The organism is Salipiger bermudensis (assembly GCF_020171625.1).
GTDB lineage: Bacteria > Pseudomonadota > Alphaproteobacteria > Rhodobacterales > Rhodobacteraceae > Salipiger > Salipiger bermudensis_B.
Genome location: NZ_JAIUZY010000007.1, coordinates 110,642 through 129,488 on the forward strand (window position 1 = coordinate 110,642; position 18,847 = coordinate 129,488).

The 18,847-nt window shown below is 66.6% G+C and carries 22 protein-coding genes; 5 read left to right on the forward strand and 17 right to left on the reverse strand.

Annotated elements, in window-relative coordinates; translation table 11 throughout:
- Positions 1 to 10: 10 nt before the first annotated feature.
- The 3 genes from LCM15_RS14095 to LCM15_RS14105 are packed head-to-tail and all read left to right on the forward strand — an operon-like array spanning position 11 to position 3,263.
- Entirely contained in the window at positions 11 to 1,012 is a 1,002-nt protein-coding gene (locus LCM15_RS14095; RefSeq protein ID WP_224857455.1) for an ABC transporter ATP-binding protein, read from the forward strand.
- The gene (locus LCM15_RS14100) at positions 1,009 to 1,782 is read left to right on the forward strand and encodes an L-iditol 2-dehydrogenase (protein WP_224857457.1); all 774 of its coding nucleotides are present in this window, start codon (positions 1,009 to 1,011) and stop codon (positions 1,780 to 1,782) included. The genes LCM15_RS14095 and LCM15_RS14100 overlap by 4 nt, the downstream gene beginning before the upstream one ends.
- Positions 1,783 to 1,796: 14 nt before the next feature.
- Complete coding sequence (locus tag LCM15_RS14105) at positions 1,797 to 3,263, forward strand: mannitol dehydrogenase family protein (protein WP_224857459.1); 1,467 nt, start codon at positions 1,797 to 1,799, stop codon at positions 3,261 to 3,263.
- A 226-nt stretch (positions 3,264 to 3,489) separates the two neighbouring features.
- Here the strand turns inward: LCM15_RS14105 and LCM15_RS14110 are convergent, their stop codons facing one another.
- From LCM15_RS14110 to LCM15_RS14145, 8 genes are read right to left on the reverse strand one after another with little or no spacing between them, the layout of a single operon-like run.
- Complete coding sequence (locus tag LCM15_RS14110; RefSeq protein WP_224857461.1) at positions 3,490 to 4,563, reverse strand: DUF1513 domain-containing protein; 1,074 nt, start codon at positions 4,561 to 4,563, stop codon at positions 3,490 to 3,492.
- A gap of 4 nt (positions 4,564 to 4,567) precedes the next feature.
- Positions 4,568 to 5,551, reverse strand: coding sequence for an imelysin family protein (locus LCM15_RS14115; RefSeq protein ID WP_224857463.1), 984 nt, complete (start codon positions 5,549 to 5,551; stop codon positions 4,568 to 4,570).
- Positions 5,552 to 7,096, reverse strand: a complete 1,545-nt coding sequence (locus tag LCM15_RS14120; protein WP_224857465.1) for a di-heme oxidoredictase family protein — start codon at positions 7,094 to 7,096, stop codon at positions 5,552 to 5,554. It lies immediately after the preceding gene.
- The gene (gene bfr, locus LCM15_RS14125) at positions 7,068 to 7,553 is read right to left on the reverse strand and encodes a bacterioferritin (protein ID WP_224857467.1); all 486 of its coding nucleotides are present in this window, start codon (positions 7,551 to 7,553) and stop codon (positions 7,068 to 7,070) included. The genes LCM15_RS14120 and bfr overlap by 29 nt, the downstream gene beginning before the upstream one ends.
- Positions 7,543 to 7,797 carry a bacterioferritin-associated ferredoxin gene (locus LCM15_RS14130; RefSeq protein WP_224857469.1) on the reverse strand — a complete coding sequence of 85 codons (255 nt, stop codon included), beginning with the start codon at positions 7,795 to 7,797 and terminating at the stop codon, positions 7,543 to 7,545. The genes bfr and LCM15_RS14130 overlap by 11 nt, the downstream gene beginning before the upstream one ends.
- Positions 7,798 to 7,809: 12 nt before the next feature.
- On the reverse strand, positions 7,810 to 9,069 hold the full coding sequence (locus LCM15_RS14135) for an imelysin family protein (protein ID WP_224857471.1): 1,260 nt from the start codon (positions 9,067 to 9,069) through the stop codon (positions 7,810 to 7,812).
- Between the two features lie 56 nt (positions 9,070 to 9,125).
- Positions 9,126 to 9,287 carry a hemin uptake protein HemP gene (gene hemP, locus LCM15_RS14140; RefSeq protein WP_224857473.1) on the reverse strand — a complete coding sequence of 54 codons (162 nt, stop codon included), beginning with the start codon at positions 9,285 to 9,287 and terminating at the stop codon, positions 9,126 to 9,128.
- On the reverse strand, positions 9,284 to 9,433 hold the full coding sequence (locus LCM15_RS14145) for a hypothetical protein (RefSeq protein ID WP_224857475.1): 150 nt from the start codon (positions 9,431 to 9,433) through the stop codon (positions 9,284 to 9,286). The genes hemP and LCM15_RS14145 overlap by 4 nt, the downstream gene beginning before the upstream one ends.
- A gap of 475 nt (positions 9,434 to 9,908) precedes the next feature.
- Here LCM15_RS14145 and LCM15_RS14150 point away from each other — a divergent pair, with 475 nt between their 5' ends.
- Complete coding sequence (locus LCM15_RS14150; protein ID WP_224857477.1) at positions 9,909 to 10,595, forward strand: PRC-barrel domain-containing protein; 687 nt, start codon at positions 9,909 to 9,911, stop codon at positions 10,593 to 10,595.
- A gap of 23 nt (positions 10,596 to 10,618) precedes the next feature.
- Here LCM15_RS14150 and LCM15_RS14155 read toward each other — a convergent pair whose 3' ends face one another.
- The 5 genes from LCM15_RS14155 to LCM15_RS14175 form a co-directional block, all read right to left on the reverse strand.
- Positions 10,619 to 11,362, reverse strand: a complete 744-nt coding sequence (locus LCM15_RS14155) for a gamma-glutamyl-gamma-aminobutyrate hydrolase family protein (RefSeq protein ID WP_224857479.1) — start codon at positions 11,360 to 11,362, stop codon at positions 10,619 to 10,621.
- Positions 11,359 to 12,330, reverse strand: a complete 972-nt coding sequence (locus tag LCM15_RS14160) for an amidoligase family protein (protein WP_224857481.1) — start codon at positions 12,328 to 12,330, stop codon at positions 11,359 to 11,361. The genes LCM15_RS14155 and LCM15_RS14160 overlap by 4 nt, the downstream gene beginning before the upstream one ends.
- Positions 12,314 to 14,104 (reverse strand): sensor histidine kinase, encoded by a 1,791-nt coding sequence (locus LCM15_RS14165; RefSeq protein WP_224857483.1) that lies wholly within the window; start codon positions 14,102 to 14,104, stop codon positions 12,314 to 12,316. The genes LCM15_RS14160 and LCM15_RS14165 overlap by 17 nt, the downstream gene beginning before the upstream one ends.
- Positions 14,105 to 14,166: 62 nt before the next feature.
- Positions 14,167 to 14,721, reverse strand: a complete 555-nt coding sequence (locus tag LCM15_RS14170) for an RNA polymerase sigma factor (RefSeq protein ID WP_224857485.1) — start codon at positions 14,719 to 14,721, stop codon at positions 14,167 to 14,169.
- Positions 14,718 to 14,888 carry a NepR family anti-sigma factor gene (locus tag LCM15_RS14175; protein ID WP_224857487.1) on the reverse strand — a complete coding sequence of 57 codons (171 nt, stop codon included), beginning with the start codon at positions 14,886 to 14,888 and terminating at the stop codon, positions 14,718 to 14,720. Before LCM15_RS14175 ends, LCM15_RS14170 begins: the two co-directional genes overlap by 4 nt.
- A 115-nt stretch (positions 14,889 to 15,003) precedes the next feature.
- Between LCM15_RS14175 and LCM15_RS14180 the strand changes: the two genes are divergently transcribed.
- Positions 15,004 to 15,804, forward strand: coding sequence for a response regulator (locus LCM15_RS14180; protein ID WP_224857489.1), 801 nt, complete (start codon positions 15,004 to 15,006; stop codon positions 15,802 to 15,804).
- A 180-nt stretch (positions 15,805 to 15,984) separates the two neighbouring features.
- On the opposite strand, the gene LCM15_RS14185 is transcribed toward LCM15_RS14180, so the two are convergent.
- From LCM15_RS14185 to LCM15_RS14200, 4 genes are all read right to left on the reverse strand, one after another.
- Complete coding sequence (locus tag LCM15_RS14185; RefSeq protein ID WP_224857491.1) at positions 15,985 to 16,149, reverse strand: DUF1328 domain-containing protein; 165 nt, start codon at positions 16,147 to 16,149, stop codon at positions 15,985 to 15,987.
- 56 nt (positions 16,150 to 16,205) lie between these two features.
- The gene (locus tag LCM15_RS14190; protein ID WP_224857493.1) at positions 16,206 to 16,394 is read right to left on the reverse strand and encodes a PLD nuclease N-terminal domain-containing protein; all 189 of its coding nucleotides are present in this window, start codon (positions 16,392 to 16,394) and stop codon (positions 16,206 to 16,208) included.
- Positions 16,395 to 16,770: 376 nt separating this feature from the next.
- Positions 16,771 to 18,168 (reverse strand): TRAP transporter large permease, encoded by a 1,398-nt coding sequence (locus tag LCM15_RS14195; RefSeq protein ID WP_224857495.1) that lies wholly within the window; start codon positions 18,166 to 18,168, stop codon positions 16,771 to 16,773.
- Complete coding sequence (locus tag LCM15_RS14200; protein WP_224857497.1) at positions 18,168 to 18,800, reverse strand: TRAP transporter small permease subunit; 633 nt, start codon at positions 18,798 to 18,800, stop codon at positions 18,168 to 18,170. The genes LCM15_RS14195 and LCM15_RS14200 overlap by 1 nt, the downstream gene beginning before the upstream one ends.
- Positions 18,801 to 18,847: the final 47 nt, after the last annotated feature.

An 18,847-nucleotide genomic window follows, 5' to 3' on the forward strand; every position in this document is an offset into this window, starting at 1 on the left:
AGGACCTCTCATGGGACGCATCACACTCGACAAGGTGACCAAGAGCTTCGGTGAGGTGAACGTCATCCCACCGCTCGACCTCACCATCAACGACGGCGAGTTCGTGGTCTTCGTCGGCCCCTCGGGCTGCGGCAAGTCCACGCTGCTGCGGCTGATCGCCGGGCTCGAGGATGTCACCTCCGGCCAGATCCGCATCGACGGCGAAGACGCCACGCGGATGCCGCCGGCGCAGCGCCGGCTGGCGATGGTGTTCCAGAGCTACGCGCTCTACCCGCACATGTCGGTGCGCAAGAACATCGCCTTCCCGATGAAGATGGCGGGTCTCCCCGAGGACGAGCAAAAGCGCCGCATCGACAGCGCCGCCAAGGCGCTCAACCTCACCGACTATCTCGACCGCCGCCCCGGCCAGCTCTCGGGCGGCCAGCGCCAGCGCGTCGCCATCGGCCGCGCCATCGTGCGCGAGCCCTCGGCCTTCCTGTTCGATGAGCCGCTGTCGAACCTCGACGCGGCACTGCGGGTGGGGATGCGGCTCGAGATCATGGAGCTGCACAAGCGCCTCGCAACCACGATGATCTACGTCACCCACGACCAGGTCGAGGCGATGACCATGGCCGACAAGATCGTGGTGCTGCGGGCTGGGAATATCGAGCAGGTGGGTAGTCCGCTGGAGCTCTACCGTGAACCGCGCAACGAGTTCGTGGCGGGCTTCATCGGCAGCCCCAAGATGAACATCTTCGGCGGCAACCCGGCGCAGCAGCACGGCGCCGCCAAGATCGGCGTCCGCCCCGAGCACATCGCCGCCTCGACCGAGACCGGCACCTGGGAGGGCGTGGTCGGCGTGGCCGAGCACCTGGGCTCCGACACCTTCCTGCACGTGCACGAGACCGGCCTTGCCGAAACCGTCACGGTGCGCGTCGACGGTGAACTGCCGGTCAAGCATGGCGACCGGATCTTCCTGACGCCCGAGGCCGACAAGATCCACCGCTTCAACGAGCAGGGCCTGCGGGCATGAGCCGACTCGCCGGCAAATGCGCGCTGATCACCGGCGCCGCACGCGGCATCGGGGCGGCCTTCGCCGAAGCCTACATCGCCGAGGGCGCCCGCGTGGCGATTGCCGACATCGATATCGCGCGCGCCCGCGACACCGCCGCCGCGCTCGGCAAGGCCGCCTTCGCGGTCGAGATGGACGTCACCCGGCAGGAGAGCATCGACGCCGCCGTGGCCGAAACCGTGGCGCGGCTCGGGCGCATCGACATCCTGGTGAACAATGCCGCGCTCTTCACCGCCGCGCCGATCACCGAGATCACCCGCGAGGACTATATCCGCGTCTTCGACATCAATGTCGGCGGCACGCTCTTCACCCTGCAGGCGGTGGCGCGCCACATGATCGCGCAGGGCATCAAGGGCCGGATCATCAACATGGCCTCGCAGGCCGGACGCCGCGGCGAGCCGCTGGTGGCGGTCTACTGCGCCACCAAGGCGTCGGTGATCTCGCTCACCCAGAGCGCTGCGCTCAACCTCATCGGGCACGGCATCAACGTCAACGCCATCGCCCCCGGCGTGGTCGATGGCGAGCACTGGGACGGCGTCGACGCCTTCTTCGCCAAGTACGAGGGCAAGGCGCCGGGACAGAAGAAACGGGAGGTCGGCGCAGCCGTCCCCTATGGCCGGATGGGCACCGCCCGCGACCTGACCGGCATGGCAATTTTCCTGGCCTCCGACGAGGCCGAGTACATCGTCGCCCAGTGCTACAACGTGGACGGCGGTCAGTGGATGAGCTGACGGAGGCGATCTGAATGAAACTCGATACCCAAACCCTCGGCACGCTGGACCAGCGTTTCGCCCGCCCCGGCTATGACCACAGCGCCCTGAGCCACGGCATCGTGCATGTGGGGCTGGGCAATTTCCACCGCGCGCATCAGGCGGTCTATCTCGACGATCTCTTCGCCACCGGGCGCGATCACGACTGGGCCATCACCGGCGCCGGCGTGCGCGCCCCGGACGCGCAGATGCGCGAGGCGCTCAAGGCGCAGGACTGCCTCTCGACGGTGATCGAGCGCGCGCCCGACGGCGACCGCCCGCGCATCATCGGCGCGATGATCGATTTCGTCGAGGTCGACCCGGCCAACGCGCCGCTGATCGCCAAGATGACGGATCCGGCCACCCGCATCGTCTCGCTCACCGTGACCGAGGGCGGCTATTACGTCGACCCGACCACCGAGACCTTCGACCCGAGCCATCCCGATATCGTCGCCGACGGCGAGTCCCCCGACGCGCCCAAAACCGTGTTCGGCGCCATCGTGGCGGCGCTCAGGGCGCGCCGGGCGGCCGGCCAGCCGCCCTTCACGGTGATGAGCTGCGACAACATCCCCGGCAATGGCGATGTCACCCGCGACGCGGTCACCGGCACCGCCCGCCGTTCGGACCCGGAGCTTGCCGAGTGGATCACCGCCAACGTGGCCTTCCCGAACTCCATGGTCGACCGCATCACCCCCGCCACCGGCGCGGCCGAGCGCGCGCTCGCCGCCTCCTTCGGGCTCGACGATCCGGTCCCGGTGACCTGCGAGCCGTTCCGGCAGTGGGTGCTCGAGGACAATTTCCCGCAGGGCCGTCCCGCGCTCGAGGAGGTCGGCGTCACCTTCACCGACAAGGTGCACGAGTACGAGCGGATGAAGATCCGCATTCTCAACGGCGGGCACGCCATCATCGCCTATTCCGGCGCGCTTCTGGGCTGCGAGCTGGTCGACGAGGCGATGGCGCATCCGCTGGTGCACGCTTTCCTGCGCAAGGTCGAGGAGCAGGAGGTGTTGCCCCACGTGCACCCGGTGCCCGACTTCACCCCCGCCGCCTATCTCGAGCTCATCGAAGAGCGCTTCTCCAATCCCGCGGTGAAGGACACCACGCGGCGGCTCTGCCTCGACGGCTCGAACCGTCAGCCCAAGTTCATCGTGCCCTCGATCCTCGACGGTCTCAAAACGGGCGCCTCCGTCACCGGACTGGCGCTCGAGTCCGCGCTCTGGTGCCGCTACTGCGCCGGGCAGTTCGAGGATGGCACGAAAATCGCCCCCAACGATCCCGACTGGGACCGTCTGGTCGCGCTCTCGGCCGAGGCCAAAACCCGCCCCGTCGCCTGGCTCGAGCAACGCACGGTCTACGGCGATCTCGCCTCGAACCCGCAATTCGCGGCGCTGTTCAGCGACTGGCTCGAACGCCTCTGGGCCGACGGCGTGCGGACAACCCTCGAAGCCTACCTCGCGGACTGACGGCCCGGCGCCACGGCCCGCCCGGTCTCCGGGCGGCGCTGTTCATCGGCAGGCCCGACCGTCTCCGGGCCAACGGCGTGCTGACGAGCCTAGAAGCCTAGCTCGCAGACTGACGGCCCCGTGCCACGGCCCGCCCCTTCTCTGGTTCAAAAATACCTCGGGGTGAATTGCCCCGGACACAGTCCGGGGCAAGAGGGGCAGCGCCCCTGCCCCGTTTCCCGCCGAGCTAGAGAGCGATCGGCACCAGGTGGTTGTCCCAGGCCGCCTCTGCCCGCGCCAGCGGGCGCGCGCCCTCCGGCCCGACCAGCAGCACGCCGCCCAGCCCGTCGCTCGCCATGTAGCCCCCGGCGTGGGGGGCGAGGCCGCAGACATCGGCGCGCGACACCGCGCCGAGGAAGCGCCCGGCGTCCGAGAAGCGGTGGATGCGCCCGCCACGCGGCGAGGTGATGGCGATCTCCGAGCCGTCGCCGGAGAACGCCACCGATCCGGCATAGCCGTCCATCGCCAGCTCGTCCCCGAGCGGGGCTTCGCAGATCACCGGCTCTTCGCCGCGCCGGTGCAGCGCCAGCAGCGGTGGGGCCATGCCCGGCTCGCCCTCCCACTGCATCGCGAAGCCCACCAGACCGTCACCGCGCAGCGCCAGATGGCGGATCGAGTTCTGGTGGAACTCCGGCAGCTCCTGCGCCTCCAGCAACTTGCCGTCGAGCGCGGTATAAACAAGGCTCGGGCGCATCGTGTCGGTGTTGAGCTTGGCGCGGTCCCACCGGTCGGTCTGAATGCCGCCATTGGCGATCACCAGCGTCTGGTGATCGGGCATCACCCGCAGGTCGTGCGGGCCGACCCCGTGGCTGGGGAACGCGCCGATGCGCGCGTAGCCCGCCGCCGCGTCCCAGATGCCGATATGGCCGGCGCTGTCCTCCACCGCCTGCTCGACGGTGTAGAGCAGGCTGCCGTCTGGCGAGAATGTGCCGTGTCCGTTGAATTGCCGGTCCGCCGGGGGCGTGAGCCGATGCAGCACCGCGCCGTCGCGGCAATCGATCACCAGCGCATAGGTGCCGGGCCGGCGGGCAAAGCCCACCGCCTCGGCGCGCTTCGGGTGGCCGCAGGCGGCGTGGCCCCTCGCCGGCAAGGGCACGCTGAAGGCGGTGGAGCCGTCCTCGCGCAGCCCCGCCAGCACGTAGCTGTCATCGGCGAGCCGCGCGGCGGCGAGGTAGGTCGGATCTCCCACCGCCGCCCAGCCCACCGCAGGCGTGGCCGAGGCGGCAAGCAGGCTGGCGAGGAAGGTGCGGCGGGTGGTCATGGGGTCAGTCTCCGTCCTGCGAGTTGAAGCCCGGCGTCAAGCCGAGCGGCACGCCGACCTCCTGCTCGATGGCGTCGTGCAGGGCGCGGACCTGCTGCTGCACGATCTCCAGCCGCAGGCGGGCCGAGGGGTCCTCGATGTCCTGCAGCGCCGGGTCCTCGACGCGGTCGGCGACATCGTGCAGCCGCGCCAGCGCATCCTCGGTGAGCGGCAGTTCGCGGTCGGCCAGCGCGCGCGCGAAGCCGCTCGCCGCATCCGCGTAGAGCCGGACATTGCGCAGCGCGCGCTCGGACCGCCACGCTTCCGCGCGGGTCGGACGCGGGCGCTCGAAGGTGCCGAGCGGACGGCCAAGCCGGCTGTCGGCGGTGAACTCGAGGCTCGAGAGCACCTGCGTATAAAGCGCGGTCAGCGCCTCGTCGCGGCTGAGATAGGCGGCGTTGCCCTCCTGCCCGGCGCTGCGCAGCACCTCGGCATAGCCCTCGCGCCAGCCGGCCTCGAGTGCCTGCGCCTGATTGGCGAGATCGGCGCTGATGGTCTGCACCAGCGTGCAGGCATAGCTGTCGGCCTCGTAGCCTGCGAAGTCCTCGTCATAGAGCATCTGCTCGAGCGCGAAGAGCCCGCGCGCGGCGATCGACACCTCGGCAAAGGTGACCGGATCGGTGCCGGCCTCTTCCTGCGAGGAGATCAGCCGCGACAGGGTCTTCGGCGTGAACCCCCGCGTGTCGGGCCAGAACGCCACCGACAGCGCCCCGGTCTCGGACGGGCCCATGCGGATATCGCCGATCTCGGTCCAGGCGTCGAAGGCGGCGTTCCACGGATCGCGCAGCGCCGCGGGCGTGCAATCGGCCTCGGCGGTCACCGCCAGCACCTCCGCCGCCTCGGCAAAGCCCGCATAGCCGGGCAGGATGTGATCGCTCAGCGCCTCTTCGACCCCGGCCACCGCTGGGGTGGCGGACAGGAGGGCGCAGCACAGCAGGGAATAACGCATTCAGAGACTTTCCAGGTAGCGGATCAGGTCGGCGCGGGCCGCGGGCGTCATCGAGACGACCGCATCGCGGGCCGCCTGCGCCTCGCCGCCATGCCAGAGAATGGCCTCGAGAAGCGACCGGGCGCGCCCGTCATGCAAGAACGTGGTATGCCCCGAGACCCGCTCGGTCAAGCCGATGCCCCAGAGCGGCGGCGTCTTCCACTCGCGCCCGGTGGCCCGGCCCTCGGGGCGGTGATCGGCAAGCCCCTCGCCCATGTCGTGCAGCAACAGGTCGGTATGGGGCCAGATCAGCTGGAAGCTGTGCTCGGGCCGGTCCTCGAGCCGGGCGGTGACGAATTTCGGTAGGTGGCAGCTGGCGCAGCCGCTGTCGTGGAACACCTGCTTGCCGCGCAGCACCTGAGGGTCGCCGATGTCGCGCCGGGCCGGCACACCGAGATTGGCGGTGTAATAGACCACCGTCTCGACGGCCTCGGCCGAGATCTCGAACCCGTCCATGTCGCCGCCGTGAGGCGCGCGGCGGCAGGCGCGCTGCGCCTCGGTGCAATCGCCCCAGAGCGCCGGGCGCAGCGGCGCGGCGATGCCGATATCGCTGGCAAAGGCCGAGGCGGTCTGCTCGCGCACCGTAGGCTCGCCGCCCTTCCAGCCGAACCGGCCCAGCATCGCGCGGTCATGCTCGCGCGACCAGACGATCGCCGGCCGGCCGGAGATGCCGTCACCGTCGGCATCGTCGGGGTCGGCACTGGCGAGGATGTCGGCGACCGGGATCGCCTCGAGCAGGCCAAGCCCGATCATCTGAGGTGCCACGCGCGGACTCAGCATCGCGCCCTCGGCCAGAGGGCCATAGCCCAGATCCGCGGCCTCGTAGCTGGGCTTGCGCAGCGAGACGGTCTCTCCGCCCGCGAGCGCCACCTCGATCTCCTGGTAGTCCACCTCGAGCCGGTATTCCGCCGGGCGCCCGACGGTGGCGATGTCCTGCAACTGCGCGCCGTAGACCGGGTCCGGCGCGGTGGCGATCCAGTCGGCGATGGCCGGCATCTCGGCCCCGGGATCGGCGGGCACCGAGACGCGCAGGAACATCGACAGCGCCGTGTCGTCGCGCCCGTCCGGGGCGTGGCCGCGCCCCTCGCGCACGTGACAGGCCTCGCAGCTGCGGGCGTTATAGAGCGGCCCCAGCCCGTCAGACGCCAGCGTCGAGGACGGCGACGAGGTCCAGAGCTTCTGGAACAGCGCCTCGCCCAGCGTGAACTCCATCCGACGCGCCTCGGGCAGGTTCGTCGCCGGCTGCGAAAAGCCGCGATCATCGCGGCGCACCGGCACGGTGCCGGCGCCGGCGGGCAGCGTTTCGTAGGGTTCGGAGGCGCTGAAATCACGCGGCGGAGCGGTCACATCGGCGATGCGGACGCGCTCGGCCTGCGTGCGAGGAACGAGGCGCAGATGCGGATCGCCAAGATCCTGCGGTTCCGTCTCGGCGGCGAGGCACGCGCCGCCCCAGATCAGGGCGACGCAGAGGGCAAGCTTACTCGGCCTCGTCCATCCGTGTGGCATTGATGACCGCATAGCGTTCGTCACCGACCCGTGCATAGAGTTCCAGTTGTGTCTCGAGGAAGTCGATATGGCCTTCCTCGTCGGCAATCAACTCCTCGAACAGGTTCTTGCTGACGTAGTCGGCGACCTTTTCACAATGCTCGCGGGCCTCGATATAGAGCGCGCGGGCCTCGTACTCGGCGGCCAGATCGGCCTCGAGCGTCTCTTTCGGGTTCTCCCCGATGCGCAGCGGGTCAAGCTTCTGAAGATTCGGGTGCCCGCCGAGAAAGATGATCCGGGTGATCAGCTTGTCCGCGTGGTTCATCTCCTCGATGCTCTCCTCGCGGCTTTTCTTCGCCATGTGGGCGAGGCCCCAGTCATCCTGAAGACGGTAGTGCAGCCAGTACTGGCTGACGGCGGTGAGCTCGGAGCGGAGTGCCCTGTTGAGGTACTCGATAACCTTTTCGTCACCCTTCATTGCGCTTTTCCTTTACGTTTCCGCGGCATCTAAGCCCACGAAGTTCCATGGGTACTTCGAGATTGTCGTTTGAGCGCATGGTTTGCAAGAAGAGCGGCATACAGCCTCCGCAATCGGCCGCTTTTCCGAGGGCATGATAGATCTTGCCGGGGGTGATGATCGTCCGCGCGTCAGACGCGCGCATCCAGTCGATCGCGGCGTGAATGTCACGATCCGAGATGCCCTGACAGCTGCAGACGATCATCGTCGAGTTCCCTTACTGGAAGACGGCGTTCGGGTCGTCGAGGCTGTCGGAGCCTTCGAAGTCGACACCCGACAGGTCCAGCGTCGAAACCACCCGCTCGATGCTGCGGGTCTGGTCGATGAGCCCGTCGACACCGCCCATGATCAGCGCCTCGCCCTTCTCGTCGCCGAGCGCGAGCATCTGGTCGTAGGCAAAGCCGCCCTCGGCCGCCTCCTTGATGTCGCCGAGCGCCGCCATGGTGGTGTCGAGCTTGGCCTTCATCTCCTCGTCGAGCGCGGCATCGGTCTCGGCCACGAGATCCGACAGCGACGCACCCTCGACGGTCGAGCCGTCGATGCGAGTGTAGGAGCCCAGATAGACGTTCTGGATGCCCTTGCCGTCGTAGTAATGCGAGTTGTGGGTGTTGTCCGAGAAGCAGTCGTGCTCTTCCTCGGGATCGTTGAGCATCAGGCCGAGGCGCATCCGCTCACCGGCCTGCTCGCCATAGGACAGCGAGCCCATGCCGGTCAGCATCGCCACGATGCCGGCATCCTCGTCTTCCATCACCGCCTCGCGCGCCTCGCCGCCCTCGCCCCAGGCTGCGACCATCTCTTCGAGGTCCGAGACCAGCAGGTCGGTGGCCGCCTTGAGGTAATCGGCGCGGCGGTCGCAATTGCCGCCGGTGCAGTCCTCGCCGGTCACGTAGTCGGTATAGGGGCGCTCACCGGCGCCGGGCTCGGTGCCGTTGAGGTCCTGCCCCCAAAGCAGGAACTCGATGGCGTGATAGCCGCGCGCCACGTTGGTCTCGATGCCGTCGGCCTCGTTCAGCGTGTCGGCGATCAGCTCGGGGGTGATCTCGGAGGCGTCGACCTCCTGCCCCGCCAGCGTCACGCTCGGGTTGGCGATGATGTTGAGCGCGGCGTATTCGTTTTCATCGGTGGCACCGCCGTACTCTTCGTCCACGTAGTCGATCAGCCCCTCGTCGAGCGGCCATGCGTTCACCTTGCCTTCCCACTCGTCGACGATCGGGTTGCCGAAGCGGTACACCTCGGTCTGCTGGTAGGGGTTGCGCGACTTCAGCCACGCCTCGCGGGCAGCGGACAGAGTCTCTTCCGACGGCTCTGCGATCAGCGCGTCGACGGCCTCGGCCAGCGCCTGCGCGGTGATCAGGCTGTCCTCGTAGCCGGCATGAGCGATGTCGGCATAGGTGTCGAGCACGGCGGATTTCTCGGTCGCGGCAAAGGCGGGCGCGGCGAGCAGCAGGGCAAGCGCGGTGGAGGTGGTGAACTTCATTATCTGTCCTCGTTGGCGTGTCGTTCTGAAACGGAGTCTTGTTGGCTTACGATGGCTTACTTGGTCAGGATCAGCTTGCCAGCCTTGGTGATCCGCAGCGTGTAGACCTGCCCGTCGAGTTCGATCTCGGCGATGTTGCCACCGTCGGTGAGCGACCGGGCGACGTGACGCGGCAGCGCGGGCACTGCGGACTCGGCGTTGAACTTGGTTTCCATCATTTTGAAAATTCCCTCGTTTCGATCTGATCGAGCAGCGTCTCGAGGCTTGCTTCCGCGGGCCAGAGCCCCGCGAACGCCAGAGAAATCAGGTCCTTGCGATCTTGGCACGAGGCTGGTGCCTCGGCGTTGGCTCGGGTCTGGGACATTCTCGCCTCGGTGTGTCGCTACTCTATCGGGCTGCCCCGACGCGAAAGCAGGGTGGCTGGACAGGACCTTTTCTGAGCAAAAGAATCGGATAAGTCAATCCGACAAATTAAGTCAGCTTTCGGAAGGCGGGAATTTTCTTGGATTTGCCGGAGGTTTGCGCGGAACCGTGAAGCCGCATGCCGGGGCCCGGACGTGCGAAGGGCGGAGCGCCGGTTTCCGACTGCTCCGCCCCTCAAAGATGGACCGGTCCGCTGATTAGCGCGTGTCCCTGTCGCGATCCCGCGTACTTGTGAGCGCGTAGATCAATACCGCTATCACCGTGAGACCGGCCATCGCCGCAACGAATATGTCTGCGGTCATGGCTGCCTCCATTCGATGTTCACGTCACCAACCCGTCATGGACGGAGTCGGTTCCGGAACATTTATTCCTCATCACGGGTTATTTAAGCGAATTGTAGCCGAAGCGGAGGCACCATGCTCTTCAGCCTGACCGACCTGCTCTCATGGCCCGTGCAGACGGGCGATCAGTCCGGGACCCTGAGCGACGTCCTGTTCGATCCCGAGACGCGCCAGCTCACCCATCTCGCGCTTCATACGCGCGGCGCATTAGACGGCGCGGCGCTTGCCAATGCGTCGCGGCTCGAGGCCCCCGACGCGGAGAACCGCAGGCTCGCGGTGGCGATCAGCGACGAAGAGCTGGCGGCAGCGCCGCATTGGCAGGGCGATACGCGGGAGCTCGACGCCCTGCTCACCGCCATGCCGCCGCTGGTGGTGGGCCCGTTCGGCGCCACCCATGCGCCCCTCGCACTCGGCGGCTTTCTCGGCACCCGGCCCGACGGCACCGAGACAGACCCGCGCGCCGAGGCGGTGATCGACCGCCACCAGCGGTTCAGCCGCTGGCGCGACCGCGCGGTGTTCACCCGCGACGCCGAGATCGGCACGCTGCGCGACATGCTCTACAACGCGGAGGCGAACCGGATCGATTATCTCGTGGTGGATGACGGGAAGTGGATCGGAGGCAAGAAGTACGCGCTGCCCTTCTCGTCGCTGGCGCACCGCGCGCCGGGCAACAAGGGCGGGCATCTGGTGCTTGATCTTGCCGAGCACGACCTTGTCGCCGCCCCTGCCCCCGAGGATCTGCTGGACCCGGCCCGCAGCTGAGGTGCGTGGCCGGCGTTCGGCTCCTATTCGACGCCGCCCCAGAGAGGCTCGTCCGCCTCGCGCGCTTCCTTCTCGGCCGCGGCGACCTGCGCGTCCTTGCCGCGTCCGGCCTTGGCCGCCGCCACGAGCGAGCGGAACAGGCGGCGATGGGCGCGCCGGTAGATCAGGTGTTCCGGGTGCCACTGCACCCCGAGCGCGAACGGGTCGCTCATGCGCTCGATCGCCTGCACCATGCCGCCCTCGTCACGCGCGGCCACCCGCAGCCCGTCACCCAAACGGTCGACGGACTGGCTGTGCAGGGCATTGACATAAAGACACTGCGCCTTGGCAGAGCGCGCCAGAAGCGTGTCGTTGCCGATCTCGACCTTCTTACGCGGCAGGATGGTGCGGTAATGGCGCGAGTCGTAGACCTGATAGGCGTCCTGATGCAGCGTCCCGCCGAGCACGATGTTGAGCATCTGCGAGCCGCGGCAGATGCCTAGGATTGGCAGGCTGCGCTCGAACGCGCCGCGCAGCACACCGGATTCGAGATCGTCGCGCGCAGGATCGAGCCGCACGCCGAGGCGCAGCTCGCCGCCGTAAAGCGTCGGCGCGATGTCGTCGCCGCCGCCGATCACCACGCCCTGCACCGCGCCCAGATCGACGTTGCGATACCCCGCCTGCCAACGCAACGCGCGTCCACCCGCGAGCCAGATGGCCAGCGCCATCAGCGGAAACACGCGCCAGCCAGAGCGGCGTGAAACGGTGACCCCGATCAGCGGCCTCAAGGCGACGCGCTCATGACCATGCTGGAAACGCGGCGGGCCCAGTCCGAGCGGATCGAGGTCAGCGAGTCGCGATGATCGCGCCACGCTTCCTTGAGCGCCTGCAAGAGCCCTTCATCGGCGGCGACACGTTCGACCAGCACCCAGCGGTTCCACTCCAGCGCCAGCGACCAGCCCGGCTCGTCTATGCGGCAATCAGGCAGGCGCCAGTGATAGGTCGGGCGGGGCTGGATCTGCTCCATGCTCATCACGCGCGCCACACGATCCTTGTCGATATGCGCGAAGAGGCAGAGCATATCGAGGCCGTGGTTCCGCGACGGCGCGAGCTTGAGATAGGTGTCGATGAGGCTGGTCATGTCGGAGGGCGCATCCTCCGCCGCGAGACGATCGATCAGGTTCCGCGGATACGGATCGACCCAGGGCAGCATCCGGCGCGAGATGTCGATGCCGGCGCTGCGGCGCAGGTGATCCTCGAGCAGCGCATAGGCGGTGAGCACCGGCGCGATGGCTTCGAAGGTCGGCGCCGAGACCTCGGGATTGAAATGTACCCCGAACCCCAGCAGCACGCCCCGGCTGGTACCGGTCGCCCCGGCCTTCGCCAGCGCCGCGAGCGCCTCGTCGAGCGCCGGGATCTGGTCGATCTCGACGGGATCGGTGACGATCTCGACAGGCACCACCGACCGGGCCAGCTCGCGCAGCGGTTTGCCGATGCCGTCGCGGTCCATCTTGTTGAGCGGCGCGCTGTCGAGATAGCATTCGAAATCGCCAAGGCCGGTGCCGGTCACGGACCACTCCCCCGGCTTCTCCTCGCTCGCGGCGCCGCCGAGCGTCTCGGCGAGCACACGCGCGGCCTTTTCCTCGGTCAGGCCTGAAAACTCCACCTCGACACCCACCCGCCGCGGGTTTCCCTCGGCGTTGCGGGGGTGCGGCAGCGGCATCAGTTCCGGCGGGGTCTCAGAAGTCTGGGACATCGGGCACCTTGGTCGGGACGGTCTCGTCGGCTTCGAAATCCTTCAGCACAAAAGACACGTGAACGCGGTAGATATCCGCCTCGCGCTTTTGCGACAGGACGCCTCCGAGCTGCGTCGTGAAGGCCTGGATCAAACGCGAGCCGAGCCCCTCGGGTTCCACCCGCATCTCGGGCTTCGACGGGCCGTCCGGTGCCACGCTGTTGCCGATCTCGAGCATCGCGCGTCCCCCGCCTTGGTAACGGAAATGGACCCACACCTCGGCCTGGCTTGCCCCGACTGGCGGAGACGCATATTTGAGCGCGTTGGTCAGCGCCTCGGCCGTGAGCAGAGACAGCGGCACCGCCTGATCCGGCACCGTCTCGATATGTTCCAGATCGGTGGTCACCTTGATCGGCTGGCCGGCAACCTCGGTCATGTCGGTCATCTGCCCGACCAGATCCACCAGCAGAGCGCCCGCGTCCACGTGGCCGAGATCCTCGGTCTGGTAGAGGTTGCGGTGAATCGTCGCGAGGCTGCGGATCCGGTCCTGAAGGCGCTGCAGCACGAACTTCGTTTCGGGTTCGCGCGCCTGTCGGATCTGCATGTTCATGATCGACGAGATGAGCTGAAGGTTGTTCTTCACCCGGTGATGGACTTCCTTCAACAGGATGGTCTTTTCACGCAGGGCGTTCTCCTGCTGCGCCTCGTCGCGCAGGATGGCGTCGGCCATGTCGAGGAAATCGTCCTCCATCTCGGCCAGTTCCGCCGGCATCTCGAGGTGAATGCGGTGCTCGGGAATACGGCGTGTGCGGGCAAAGATCCGCATCCGGCGCGACAGGCGCTTGATATGGCGGATCACCAGCCGGTTCACGGCAAGGAACGCCACGATCACCGACGCCGCCCACATCAGCAGCGGCAGCGCCTTGGCAATGCCGTTGACGGTGACGGTGATCGCCTCGGCCTCGGCATTGGTCGAGCTCCAGATACCAAGCGCGTAAACCAGCCCGGGCACCAGGGGCGCCGCCGCGAAGACACGGGTTTCCCCGTCCACGCTGCGCGCGGCAAAGCTCTGGGTCTTGCCGCCCGCCAGCGTCGCGAGATTGAGGTCTGCAGGCAGGTGCTCGGCCGCCTGCATCACCCCGCTGCGCGCCGTCAGGATTTCACCGTTCTGATTGAAGGTCACGATGTCTTCGAAGCCGTTGCGCCCGGTCGCGTCCCCATCCCTGTCGCCCGCGAATAGCTCAGCGGGGACCGAGAGAAGCACGTGGCCGGCAAGTTCTCCGCCAAGGAAGAAGGGCTCGGCCACCACGATCACGGGGCGCCGGCTCATCGGCCCGTTCGGGTTCAACCAGGCGCGCGAGCCGGGATTCTCTACGATGGCCTGCATCCGCGGGAAATTCTCGACCTCGAGATCCTCGTCACCCGAACGGCAAGGGATCTCTCCGTCGACGGTCAGAACGAGTCCGAAGGAATATCCCGGCGAGGCAGCAAGGTAGGAGGACAGTCGCGTCGAGCAGCTTTCAGGATCGCCACCAAGAATCGCTTCTTGCCCGATCGTGGCGCCAAGCGCCTGCGCGCCGCCTTGCGCTCGCAGAATCGTCTCGCGCTCGGCCAATGCGCCGGCCTCGGTCAGCGCCACCAGCGACAGCTGCGACCGTAGCCGGGTTTCCTCCTGCAGCTTGGCAGTCTGGAAATAGGCCACCACACCGATCGGCACCAGCGCAAGCGACAAAAACAGGATTATGCGCGCTGCCAGCCCCATCGGGCGCAGGCGTGGCGAAGCTTTGTCGATCATTCTGCCCGTTCGTCTTTTATTGTGCGCCCCGGCCAGAGCCCTCTGCCCGGGGAATTATTGCTCTAGCGGGCCGCCGGGCGAGCACCCGTCACGACAGCCATGGTCGCCTGATCGGTCATCTCGAGGTTGTCGTCATCGTCAAGCTTAAGCAGCTCGCTGAGCCGGGCACGTGCACGGTTGACGCGACTCTTGATGGTGCCGACGGCGACGCCGCAGGTCTCGGCAGCATCTTCATAGGAAAATCCCTGCGCGCCGACAAGGATCAGAGCCTCGCGCTGTTCGTCGGTCAGCTTCACGAAGGCACGCTGGAAATCTGCCATTTGGAGGCGGCCGTCATGGGCCGGCTTCTCCGACAGGCTCTCGGTGAACACGCCCTCGGCGTCCGAAACCTCGCGCCCCGCCTTGCGACGGTTCGAGTAATAGGTGTTGCGCAGAATCGTAAAGAGCCACGCGCGCATGTTGGTGCCGGGCTCGAAGCTGGAAATCTTGGACCACGCCTTGACCAGCGTATCCTGAACCATGTCGTCGGCGACCGCGCCGTTGCGCGTCAGCGACAGGGAAAACGCCCTGAGGGCCGGCAGGTGCTCGACGAGCTCGTCCCTTGGATCACCGGTCATTTGGCGTCTCCGCCAGCGGCACTGCCATCATCATCCTGTGACTTGAGCTGTGCGATAAGGTCGAGGAATCGGTCCGGCACCTTTTCGTCCAGCATATCCTGGTAGACCCGACGCAGGTTCTCATCGATGACCTCTGCCTCTTTGTCTTTACTCCGCGTATGACCCATGTGATCCTTGCTCTTTATTCTCTGACGCGCCGTGCATTATTTTAAGCTCATGCTGGAACCAATGCACCGATCAGACGTTTGGTTCCCGAAAAATCGAAAAAAAAGGACGTTCGATATGTCAAAAGGCGACCTGAGCCAGGCCATCGGAACAGCGCTTCCTTATCTCCGCCGCTACGCGCGTGCGTTGACGGGCAGCCAGACGACGGGCGACAATTACGCCGCTGCCACGCTCGAAGCGATCCTGACCGATCGCAGTGCCGCCTCCGATGCCAGCTCGCCCAAGGTCGGGCTGTTCAAGGTCTTCCACGGGATCTGGGTCAGCACCGGTGCCCCGGTGGTCGAAGAGAACACCGGCGCCCTTGCCAAGGCGCATGACCGACTCTCCAAGCTGACCACCAACAGCCGCGAGGCCCTGCTGCTTCACACGATCGAGGAATTCTCGATCCCCGAGCTGGCGGAGATCATGCAGATCGACAACAGCGAAGCCGAGCAGCTCGTGGCGCTTGCCCGTCAGGAAATGGCAGACGCGGTGTCTGGCCGCGTGCTGATCATCGAAGACGAGGCGATCATCGCCATGGACCTCGAGAGCATCGTCGCCGATCTTGGACATCGCGTGACCGGCGTGGCCCGCACCCGCGGCGCCGCAATCGACCTTGCGAAGAAAGAGACCCCCGATCTCGTGCTGGCCGATATCCAGCTGGCCGACAATTCCTCGGGCATCGACGCGGTCCACGACATCCTCAAGGAGCTGGGCGACCGTCCGGTCATCTTCATCACCGCCTTCCCCGAGCGGCTGCTGACCGGTGAACGTCCGGAGCCGGCCTTCCTGATTTCCAAGCCCTATTCCGAGGAACAGGTTCGCTCCGCTGTGAGCCAGGCGATGTTCTTCTCGTCGACCGAGACGCTCAAGGCCTGAGATTTCCCTCTCTCTTCGGCTTTATGGAAGCGCGCCCCCGTGGCGCGCTTTCTTCGTTTCATGCTTCCTTGCGCGCGCGCCCTGCCCGCCCTCGGGCTTTCGTTGGGCGAAGAAAAACCGCCGCGCCCGTGGGAAGGCACGGCGGCGTTTTCTCGGTCGGGACTGTATGCGCCGGAGGCGTCAGGCCTTTCGGACGAACTTCATCACGAGGGCGATCACGAAGAGCACCAGGAAGATGAAGAACAGAACCTGCGCGATGCCTGCGGAGGCGGAAGCGATACCCCCGAAACCGAACACGGCGGCGACGATGGCGACGACGAAGAACAGAATGGCCCAGTAAAGCATGGTAGAGTCCTATTATTGGAGATGGAGTTGGTTACGCGAAGATGAAAGTCAGGCGCTCACACCGCGGCGCGCGACGATTTCGGCCCGGCGACGAGCCAGATGATGAAGCCGAGGACCGGCAGGATGAGGACGAGCAGCGTCCACAGAACTTTCGACCCGGTGCTGGCACCCGACGTGAGGATCGACACGATCGCCCAGATGTCGAGTACGAGAATGATGAAGCCGCCAATGCCTGCGAATTCCATGATGAGGTCTCCTTTGCGTCTCAGATGCGGGAGACACACTCCCTCTGAGCGGTGGCCTTCTGCCTCCGCCGAAGCGCAACGCTCCGAGAGTTCGGGTCTTCCACTGATGTGTTGTGCGCGGAGGCAAAGCCGTCCGGTCGTTCTGCACGGTTAACGCGCAATTGATGAGATTGGTTCCGCGCGTGAAGACGCCGGGGTCAGCTCTTAGAATTTAAGAATTCCCTCGCGCCGCAGCATCGCCCAAGGTTAGCACAGCCCTCCTCTTGGGGCCTCTCCCTTCAGGCCGCCTCTTCCAAGCCCGGCCCGGGACAACGGCGCCGCCCGGTCCTTCCGGGCGGCGCCGCTATTGTTTGCGCTCAACCATAGAGGGTTCGGCTCAGGCCAGCGAGGGCAGCCACAGCACGATGGACGGGAAGGCCACCAGCAAACCGATCGTCACCGCGTCGGCGATGAAGAACGGTGTCACGCCGCGGAACACGTCCTGCACGCTCAGATCGGGACGGACGCCCGCCACCACGAAGCAGTTGAGCCCGATGGGCGGGCTGATCAGGCAGAACTCGGCCATCTTCACCACGAGAATGCCGAACCAGATCGCGCACATCTCGCCCGACATGCCGAAGGTGCTCTCGGCCGCAGCGACGGTTTCGCCCCCGTTGAGCGCCATCACCGCCGGGTAGACCACTGGCAGGGTGAGCAGCAGCATCCCGATGGCGTCCATGAACATGCCCAGCACCGCGTAGCCCAGTAGGATGCAGATCAGGATCACCATCGGCGGATACTGCAGCGACGAGATCCAGTCGGCGAAGGCCGAGGGCAGATCGGCGAAGCCGAGGAAGCGCACGTAGATCAGAACGCCCCAGATGATGGTGAAGATCATGATCGACAGCTTCGCGGTCTCGATCAGCGCGTCCTTCAGCTCGGCGCCCCGCATCCCGTGCAAAAGCGCCATCAAGAAGACAATGAACGCCCCCACCGCGCCGCCTTCGGTCGGCGTTCCCCACGCGTCGCCGAACGGGTTGTAGACGAAGAAGATGATGATCACGACCACCGCCACGATCGGCAGCGCCGGCGGCAGCGCGGCAAACCGCTGCGCCCATGTGAAGCCGCGCACCGGCGGCCCGAACCCCTTGATGGTGAGCGCGAGGCCGATGATCAGCGTGCCGTAGACCACCGCCGAGAAGGCGCCGGGAATGAAGCCCGCCAGCAGCAGCTTGCCCACATCCTGCTCGACGATGATGGCATAGATCACAAGGATCGCCGAGGGCGGGATCAGCGAGGCCAGCGTGCCCCCCGCCGCCACAACCCCTGCCGCGAAACGCTTGTCATAGCCGATCTTGAGCATCTCGGGGATGGCGATGCGGGCAAACACCGCGGAGGTCGCGACCGACGCCCCCGACACCGCCGCAAAGCCCGCCGTGGCAAACACGGTCGAGACCGCGAGCCCGCCCGGCACCCAGGCCATCCAGCGCTTGGCGGCCTCGAAAAGCGCTTTCGTCAGGCCTGCGTAATAGGCGAGGTAGCCGATCAGGATGAAGGTCGGGATCAGGCTCAGCGCCTGGTTGGCGACCTTGCCGTGCGGGATCTGCCCCGCGGTCTTGATCGCCACGCCGATGGCCCAGCCCAGCATCTCGGGGTCGTAGCCGCGCTTGTCCCAGAAGATCCAGACGAGCCCCACCAGCCCGGCCAGCCCCGCGGCAAAGGCCACGCGCATCCCGAGCACCACGATGACCAGCATCCCGCCGGTGACCCAGAGGCCGATTTCGATCGTGTCCATCAGTCGTCATGCCCCCGGATATGCGCGGCTTCTTCTGCCGCCTGTTCGGCGATGCTCTGTACCAGCGGCACCGCCACCGGATGCGCGAGCCCCAGCACCAGAGCCCGCGTGTAGCCCCAGAGCTGCAGCAGCAGCCGCAGGCTCATCACGGTGAACGCCACCGGCACGATGAGCTTGGCCGGCCACAGCGGCAGGCCGATGTCGATGGTGCTGTCGCGCGACCACATCGGCCGCGTCATGTCGAAGCTGCGGTCGAAATGCGCCCACGAGCCCCAGACCAGCGCCACGATCAGCACCAGAATGCCGAAGGTGGTCAGCCACTCCGCCGCCCAGAGCGCCCGCCCCTTCAGCTTGCCCACGACGATGTCCATCCGGATGTGACCGCCCTGCCGCTGCACATAGGAAATGCCGAGGATCGCAATCAGCGGCATCGCCGTCTCGATCCAGTCGACATAGCCGCGCAGCGGCTCGTTGAAGAGATTGCGCCCGCTCACCGAGATCACGGCCAGCATCATCAGCGCAAAGGCCCCGAGGCCCGAGAGGAAAGCGAACACCGTCTCGAGCTTCAGCAAACCGCGGTCGAGTCGGCTGAGGGTCGATGTGTCGCTCAGCACGGCGGAGGAACCAGCCATCGCAGCACCTTTCACAAGTCAAAGGCCCCCGGATCGAGGATCCGGAG

Coding starts and splice junctions, on each gene's coding strand:
- LCM15_RS14095 (WP_224857455.1), top strand. CDS start 11: ATGGGACGCATCACACTCGACAAGGTGACCAAGAGCTTCGGTGAGGTG.
- LCM15_RS14100 (WP_224857457.1), top strand. CDS start 1,009: ATGAGCCGACTCGCCGGCAAATGCGCGCTGATCACCGGCGCCGCACGC.
- LCM15_RS14105 (WP_224857459.1), top strand. CDS start 1,797: ATGAAACTCGATACCCAAACCCTCGGCACGCTGGACCAGCGTTTCGCC.
- LCM15_RS14110 (WP_224857461.1), bottom strand. CDS start 4,563: ATGACCACCCGCCGCACCTTCCTCGCCAGCCTGCTTGCCGCCTCGGCC.
- LCM15_RS14115 (WP_224857463.1), bottom strand. CDS start 5,551: ATGCGTTATTCCCTGCTGTGCTGCGCCCTCCTGTCCGCCACCCCAGCG.
- LCM15_RS14120 (WP_224857465.1), bottom strand. CDS start 7,096: ATGCCACACGGATGGACGAGGCCGAGTAAGCTTGCCCTCTGCGTCGCC.
- bfr (WP_224857467.1), bottom strand. CDS start 7,553: ATGAAGGGTGACGAAAAGGTTATCGAGTACCTCAACAGGGCACTCCGC.
- LCM15_RS14130 (WP_224857469.1), bottom strand. CDS start 7,797: ATGATCGTCTGCAGCTGTCAGGGCATCTCGGATCGTGACATTCACGCC.
- LCM15_RS14135 (WP_224857471.1), bottom strand. CDS start 9,069: ATGAAGTTCACCACCTCCACCGCGCTTGCCCTGCTGCTCGCCGCGCCC.
- hemP (WP_224857473.1), bottom strand. CDS start 9,287: ATGATGGAAACCAAGTTCAACGCCGAGTCCGCAGTGCCCGCGCTGCCG.
- LCM15_RS14145 (WP_224857475.1), bottom strand. CDS start 9,433: ATGTCCCAGACCCGAGCCAACGCCGAGGCACCAGCCTCGTGCCAAGAT.
- LCM15_RS14150 (WP_224857477.1), top strand. CDS start 9,909: ATGCTCTTCAGCCTGACCGACCTGCTCTCATGGCCCGTGCAGACGGGC.
- LCM15_RS14160 (WP_224857481.1), bottom strand. CDS start 12,330: ATGTCCCAGACTTCTGAGACCCCGCCGGAACTGATGCCGCTGCCGCAC.
- LCM15_RS14165 (WP_224857483.1), bottom strand. CDS start 14,104: ATGATCGACAAAGCTTCGCCACGCCTGCGCCCGATGGGGCTGGCAGCG.
- LCM15_RS14170 (WP_224857485.1), bottom strand. CDS start 14,721: ATGACCGGTGATCCAAGGGACGAGCTCGTCGAGCACCTGCCGGCCCTC.
- LCM15_RS14175 (WP_224857487.1), bottom strand. CDS start 14,888: ATGGGTCATACGCGGAGTAAAGACAAAGAGGCAGAGGTCATCGATGAG.
- LCM15_RS14180 (WP_224857489.1), top strand. CDS start 15,004: ATGTCAAAAGGCGACCTGAGCCAGGCCATCGGAACAGCGCTTCCTTAT.
- LCM15_RS14185 (WP_224857491.1), bottom strand. CDS start 16,149: ATGCTTTACTGGGCCATTCTGTTCTTCGTCGTCGCCATCGTCGCCGCC.
- LCM15_RS14190 (WP_224857493.1), bottom strand. CDS start 16,394: ATGGAATTCGCAGGCATTGGCGGCTTCATCATTCTCGTACTCGACATC.
- LCM15_RS14195 (WP_224857495.1), bottom strand. CDS start 18,168: ATGGACACGATCGAAATCGGCCTCTGGGTCACCGGCGGGATGCTGGTC.
- LCM15_RS14200 (WP_224857497.1), bottom strand. CDS start 18,800: ATGGCTGGTTCCTCCGCCGTGCTGAGCGACACATCGACCCTCAGCCGA.